General features: G+C 55.9%; 9 protein-coding genes. 6 read left to right on the forward strand and 3 right to left on the reverse strand.

The window, feature by feature from the left end; all coding sequences use genetic code 11:
- Positions 1–38: 38 nt before the first annotated feature.
- Complete coding sequence (locus tag R6T97_RS17265) at positions 39–359, forward strand: GNAT family N-acetyltransferase (RefSeq protein ID WP_410350520.1); 321 nt, start codon at positions 39–41, stop codon at positions 357–359.
- Here the strand turns inward: R6T97_RS17265 and mbfA are convergent.
- Entirely contained in the window at positions 356–1333 is a 978-nt protein-coding gene (mbfA, locus tag R6T97_RS17270) for an iron exporter MbfA (RefSeq protein WP_410350521.1), read from the reverse strand. The genes R6T97_RS17265 and mbfA overlap by 4 nt on opposite strands.
- A 224-nt stretch (positions 1334–1557) precedes the next feature.
- On the opposite strand from mbfA, the gene R6T97_RS17275 reads away from it, so the two are divergent.
- The gene (locus R6T97_RS17275; protein WP_410350522.1) at positions 1558–2175 is read left to right on the forward strand and encodes a TetR/AcrR family transcriptional regulator; all 618 of its coding nucleotides are present in this window, start codon (positions 1558–1560) and stop codon (positions 2173–2175) included.
- Here R6T97_RS17275 and R6T97_RS17280 read toward each other — a convergent pair.
- A complete protein-coding gene (locus R6T97_RS17280) occupies positions 2172–2900 on the reverse strand; it encodes an NYN domain-containing protein (protein ID WP_410350523.1) in 729 nt (242 codons plus the stop codon). The genes R6T97_RS17275 and R6T97_RS17280 overlap by 4 nt on opposite strands.
- Before the next feature lie 86 nt (positions 2901–2986).
- Complete coding sequence (locus R6T97_RS17285; protein WP_410350524.1) at positions 2987–4099, reverse strand: S-(hydroxymethyl)glutathione dehydrogenase/class III alcohol dehydrogenase; 1113 nt, start codon at positions 4097–4099, stop codon at positions 2987–2989.
- 111 nt (positions 4100–4210) lie between these two features.
- On the opposite strand from R6T97_RS17285, the gene R6T97_RS17290 reads away from it, so the two are divergent.
- From R6T97_RS17290 to hemP, 4 genes are all read left to right on the forward strand, one after another.
- Complete coding sequence (locus R6T97_RS17290; protein ID WP_410350525.1) at positions 4211–4474, forward strand: I78 family peptidase inhibitor; 264 nt, start codon at positions 4211–4213, stop codon at positions 4472–4474.
- A gap of 214 nt (positions 4475–4688) precedes the next feature.
- Positions 4689–5024: a DUF2794 domain-containing protein gene (locus tag R6T97_RS17295; RefSeq protein WP_410350526.1), complete on the forward strand. Its 336-nt coding sequence runs from the start codon at positions 4689–4691 to the stop codon at positions 5022–5024.
- Between the two features lie 124 nt (positions 5025–5148).
- Complete coding sequence (locus tag R6T97_RS17300) at positions 5149–5301, forward strand: hypothetical protein (protein WP_410350527.1); 153 nt, start codon at positions 5149–5151, stop codon at positions 5299–5301.
- 17 nt (positions 5302–5318) lie between these two features.
- The gene (gene hemP, locus R6T97_RS17305) at positions 5319–5465 is read left to right on the forward strand and encodes a hemin uptake protein HemP (RefSeq protein ID WP_410350528.1); all 147 of its coding nucleotides are present in this window, start codon (positions 5319–5321) and stop codon (positions 5463–5465) included.
- The last annotated feature ends 175 nt before the right edge of the window (positions 5466–5640 follow it).

Consider the following 5640-nt stretch of genomic DNA (forward strand, 5'->3'; position numbering starts at 1 on the left):
GACTCGCGCAGGAGTCGAGCGTTGTCTGAAGGCGGGGCGTGCTCGAGCGGCGCGGCCGGGACGACCTCGACGCCGGGGAAGAGGTCGCAGCGCCCTTCGACCGTGCGCATTCGCTCGCCGAGCCCGCGGACGACGGCCTGGTCGAAGCCGATGTCGCGCAAGCCCTGCTTGACGCCGTGATCGACGAAGCAAAACGGCGCGGCTACGCACAGGTCCGGCTTGACGTAGTGGATACAAACCCGCGGGCCAAGGCGCTTTACCGCCATGTCGGTTTCAAGGAACTCAAAACCGTCAAAATCGGACCGCTGAAGCATATCTTCGGCTTCAGCGCGTCGACGACAATGGTATGCGACGTCTAGCCAGAGCCAATCAAAGCACCGGCGGCAAAGACCAGCGCACCGCCCAAAACCACTTGGAAGATGGCTTTCAGCCAAGGGGTCTGCATATAGCGGTTCTGAATCCATGTGATCGCCCAGAGTTCGATGAACACGACGATTAATGCAATGATCGTCGCGGTCCAGAAGTCGGTGATCAGATAGGGCAAAGCATGGCCCAGACCACCAAGTGTTGTCATCACACCTGCCGCCAGACCCCGCTTATAGGGTGACCCGCGCCCCGAAATCTTGCCATCATCCGACGCAGCTTCGGTAAAGCCCATCGAGATCCCGGCACCCACCGAAGCCGCCAATCCAACCAGAAACGTGGTCCATGTATCCTGCGTCGCAAAAGCCACTGCAAAGATCGGCGCAAGCGTCGAAACCGAGCCGTCCATCAGGCCCGCAAGGCCCGGCTGGACCCATGTCAGAACAAACTGGCGATGTGCCGCGCTTTCTTCTTCAGTCCTTGCATCACCGCCAAGATGTTCTTCGGTCAATGCCTTGGCCATGTCGGTATGGCCTGCCTCGGCTGCGGCCAAATCGCCCAAGAGCTTCCTTGTCGGCGCGTTGGTAGTGGCTGCAGCGGCGGCAAGATAGAACCGCTCCGCATCCCGTTCCATCTGTCCGGCTTCCTCTCTGATCCGTTCAAGCCCAAGGTTTTCGATCAGCCAGACAGGGCGACGGGCATAGAAGCCAGACACATGTTCGCGCCGGATCAAGGGGATCACCTCGCCAAAGCGGGTACGGTGCAATTCGATCAAGCGGCGGCGATGCTCGTCTTCTTCTTCCGCCATCCCATCAAAGATTGCAGCCGAAGCCGGGTATTCTTCACGCAGATGTTCCGCATATCCGCGATAGATGCGCGCATCATCTTCTTCGGAGGAAATGGCCAGTGCCAACACCTCTTGTTCTGACAACTCCTGAAATCGGCGGCGGTAGCCAAAATTCGGTATCATTATAGACGCTTTCTATTAGAATGGTTCTAAAGTACGCTGTTAATCTGAAACCTCAAGTCAAAAGTGAACGGATCGGTTCATTTATTATGGGGCCGAACTGAATACTCTGTTTATAGTCTGACAACGCGACGTCAGCGATGGACGCCTCATGCCTGTTGCTGCAATCTCCTTGCTGAAAGTGAACTGATCAGTTTATAATGGTACTTTAAGGAGGAGTGCTGAATATGCCCGACGGCACAAACAAACCCAAAAAAGGACGCAAATTTGATCAGGTGCTGGAAGGTGCCCGACAAGTCTTCATGTCTGACGGTTTCGAAGGGGCCTCGGTCGATGACATCGCCAAGGCCGCCGGTGTCTCAAAGGCCACGCTTTACAGCTACTTCCCCGACAAGCGTTACCTCTTCATGCAGGTCGCCAAGACCGAATGTGCGCGTCAGGCCGACCACGCGATCGAGACGATCGACATGGATGCCCCCGTGCGGAAGGTTCTGAATGACATCGCGGTCGAGATGCTTGATTTTATCACATCGCAATTCGGCAAACGCATCTTTCGCATTTGTGTCGGCGAAAGCGACCGCTTCCCGGAATTGGGCCGTGAATTCTACGAAAGTGGCCCGATGATGATCCGCAACCGGTTGGTCGAGTTCTTTCAGCAAGCCGTGGGAAAAGGTGAACTTGCGATCGGCGACTTTGAACTTGCCGCCGATCAATTCCACGAACTGTGCAAGGCCGACCTTTTCCCGCGCATGGTCTTCAACATGGCTGACGAATTCACCACAGCGGAAAAACAGCGGATCATCGACGGCGCAGTCGAGATGTTCATGGCGCGCTACGGAGTTTAATCGAGGCGGCGAACCTCGATATTGCGCCCCTGCGCTTTCTTCACTTCAAACCGGCCGGTCTTTGCCAAAAGCTCACTCAGTTTGGCGCTGCCATAAGTGCGCGGATCAAAGTCCGGATGCGCGCGCGTAATATACTGCCCCAATTGCCCAAGCGAAAACCATTCTCCCTCGGGATCGATGCTATCCATCGCATTGGTGACAAGCGGGATCGCCTTGGAGGGCGGCTGACGGTCATCCTTGGGCGCACCGGTTTTTTGCGGCTTTGCATTGGGTGCCTCTGGTTCAGCAGTGACGATATTCTCGATCAGGATAAACCGGTTACAGACGTTGCGCAAACTGACCGGTGCCTTGCTTTCACCAATGCCGATCACCTCGACTCCGTTCTCACGTAGCCGATTGGCAAGCGCCGTGAAATCACTGTCTGACGACACCAGCACAAACCCGTCAAACCGGCCCGTGTGTAGAATATCCATCGCGTCGATCACCAACCCGATATCACTGGCGTTCTTACCCTTGGTGTTTGCAGTTTCCTGATTGGCGACCATGCCAAGATCGACCACAACCTTTTTCCAGGCACCAAGGGCAGGGCTGGACCAATCTCCATAGACCCGACGCAAGGCCGGTTCACCATATGTCGTAATCTCGCGCAGAATTTCCTCTGCATATTTTGCAGGAATATTATCGGCATCGATCAAGACGGCCAGTAGCTTTTGTTCTCTTGCCATGCTTAGTCCTTTCAGGCCATCGCGCAGCCCCAAAAATAAAAAGGACCCGGATCAGCGCCGGGCCCTTGTGCTGTCGGTGTTCAGGTTCAGAATTCGACAACCGCCCGGATTGATTTGCCTTCATGCATCAGGTCAAAACCCTTGTTGATTTCATCAAGGCTCAGCTTGTGGGTAATCATCGGGTCGATCTCGATCTTGCCCTGCATGTACCAATCGACGATCTTGGGCACATCCGTGCGGCCGCGCGCCCCGCCAAAGGCGGTGCCACGCCAACTGCGGCCGGTGACCAGTTGGAAAGGCCGTGTCGAAATCTCGGCACCTGCAGGGGCCACACCGATAATGATGCTTTCACCCCAGCCCTTATGTGCAGCCTCCAGTGCAGTGCGCATCACGCCCACATTGCCGGTTGCATCAAAGGTATAGTCGGCCCCGCCGCCGGTCAGTTCAACCAGATAGGCCACCAGATCACCTTCGACGTCCGTAGGGTTCACAAAATCGGTCATGCCGAACTTTGTCGCCATCTCGACCTTGCCGGGGTTCAGGTCAACACCGACGATCTGGTCAGCCCCCGCGAGCCGCAGGCCCTGAATGACATTCAGGCCGATGCCGCCCAGACCAAAGACGATCGCGGTCGAGCCGATCTCGACCTTGGCAGTGTTGATCACAGCGCCGATGCCCGTGGTCACACCGCAACCGATATAACAAATCTTGTCAAATGGCGCGTCTTCGCGGACTTTCGCCAAGGCAATCTCGGGCAGGACCGTGTGATTGGCGAACGTAGAACACCCCATGTAATGCAGGATCGGCGTTCCATCGAGCATCGAAAACCGCGATGTCCCATCAGGCATCACGCCCGCCCCTTGGGTCGACCGGATCTTCTGGCACAGGTTAGTTTTGGGGTTCAGGCAATATTCGCACTCGCGACATTCCGGCGTGTAAAGCGGGATCACATGATCGCCGGGTTTCAGGCTGGTCACACCCTCGCCCACTTCCACCACGACACCGGCCCCTTCATGACCCAGAATGGCCGGAAACATACCCTCGGGGTCAGCACCGGACAAGGTGAACTCATCCGTATGACAGATGCCTGTCGCTTTGATTTCAACCAGAACCTCACCCGCCTTCGGGCCCTCAAGGTTCACTTCCATCACCTCAAGTGGCTTGCCCGCTTCCATTGCCACGGCTGCACGTGTTCGCATATCCGGTCTCTCCCTTATGTGTTGGCCTGACGATCAGGCAAACGCGCGGAAATTTCAACCACTCTATGCGCGCCCGCTTGCGTTTACCGTGAAAGCCGCGACAATAACAAAATGAGACGCATCTATGCATTGATCGCCTTGGCCGGTTGCGCGGTCACTGAACCACCGCTTCCGCCACATATTGAAGACACCTGTGGTGCAGCTGAGTTCGCGGATCTGATTGGACAGAAAGCAACGGCCTTGGAAACGACATTGCTGCTTGGCCCCGTGCGCATCATCCGTCCCGGCGATGCCGTGACCATGGACTTCCAGCCAAATCGCATCAATTTCATCATCGACGTAAATGAAACAATCCGGATGATCGACTGCGGCTAGGTTTCTGTGGGAAACGAAGTTCCCCGATGTCACGGACTGGGTGGGGGCTATTGACCGCGACATCGGGGTAGCATTTCGCTATGCCCTCAATCTCGCAATCACTTGTGTTCCCAGTTGGCAGCCGCTGCGGCGTGCAAGTGTTCATTTTAGGGCATAAGCAAGGCGGCCATAGAAGAAGTCTTGATTTTGTTGGGGTTTGGATCAATTCTGAGGCATGACATTCCAGCTAGCCTCACAGTTCAACGCACCCGATCAGGTCGCCTTTCATCGCACCGAACTGAATATGATCCTCGGTCTATATGGCCGCATGGTTGCCGCCGGAGAATGGCGCGACTACGGCATGTCGCATCTGCGAGAAGTTGCCATATTCTCGGTCTTTCGGCGCACCGCAGAACACCCGCTCTACAAGATCGAAAAGCGGCCTAAACTGCGGCTCAAACAAGGGCAATACGCGGTGATCGGTATGGACGGCCAGATCCTCAAACGGGGCAACGACCTGCGGCAGGTGTTGCGCGTACTGGAGCGCAAACTGATCCGCGCAGTGGAATGATTTTAATACCTGATTAAAAAAGTCGGATTGACTCATGTGTATGGTCAGCGCAGGATGTAAACACATCCAGCCACCTTTGGACCACCAAAGGAAGCCCGATCATGCAGATGAAAGGACACCGGCCATGCGACAGCACGACAAGACAAACCAGACCGGCAAAACCCCCGAGACCTCTCCCGCGCTGGAAGAACTCTTTGCTCTGCTCGACACAGCTGACAGCGTACCGTTGGAACATTTCTTTGATCGGGTGGCACCGCAAAGAAAGCAAAAGCAATGACGGTCCACAGTGTGCCGATGCAAACAGCGCGGTCTACATCCAGCATGCCCGTCTATGCCGCCGCCGATCTGACACAGGGTGGCAATCAGGCGCAGATTACGCTGAACGATCAGGTCTATACACTGCGGATTACACGCGCAGGCAAACTCATCTTGACGAAATGAACGCTATTCTTCGATCATCAGGGAGCGGGTATGCCGACCCGTTTCCTGATCAAAGCGGGCTTCCCGCGCTCAGTATCACATATTTGCGGCTTTGGGCGGACGGGCAAGCAGGTCGCGACAGGATGATCTGCGAAATCCATAACGCGCTTGGCCCTCAGCGTGGACAGCGTATCAT

The sequence above is a fragment of the Yoonia sp. genome (assembly GCF_046498525.1).
Taxonomy (GTDB): domain Bacteria; phylum Pseudomonadota; class Alphaproteobacteria; order Rhodobacterales; family Rhodobacteraceae; genus Yoonia.

Coding starts and splice junctions, on each gene's coding strand:
- mbfA (WP_410350521.1), bottom strand. CDS start 1,333: ATGATACCGAATTTTGGCTACCGCCGCCGATTTCAGGAGTTGTCAGAA.
- R6T97_RS17275 (WP_410350522.1), top strand. CDS start 1,558: ATGCCCGACGGCACAAACAAACCCAAAAAAGGACGCAAATTTGATCAG.
- R6T97_RS17280 (WP_410350523.1), bottom strand. CDS start 2,900: ATGGCAAGAGAACAAAAGCTACTGGCCGTCTTGATCGATGCCGATAAT.
- R6T97_RS17285 (WP_410350524.1), bottom strand. CDS start 4,099: ATGCGAACACGTGCAGCCGTGGCAATGGAAGCGGGCAAGCCACTTGAG.
- R6T97_RS17290 (WP_410350525.1), top strand. CDS start 4,211: ATGAGACGCATCTATGCATTGATCGCCTTGGCCGGTTGCGCGGTCACT.
- R6T97_RS17295 (WP_410350526.1), top strand. CDS start 4,689: ATGACATTCCAGCTAGCCTCACAGTTCAACGCACCCGATCAGGTCGCC.
- R6T97_RS17300 (WP_410350527.1), top strand. CDS start 5,149: ATGCGACAGCACGACAAGACAAACCAGACCGGCAAAACCCCCGAGACC.
- hemP (WP_410350528.1), top strand. CDS start 5,319: ATGCAAACAGCGCGGTCTACATCCAGCATGCCCGTCTATGCCGCCGCC.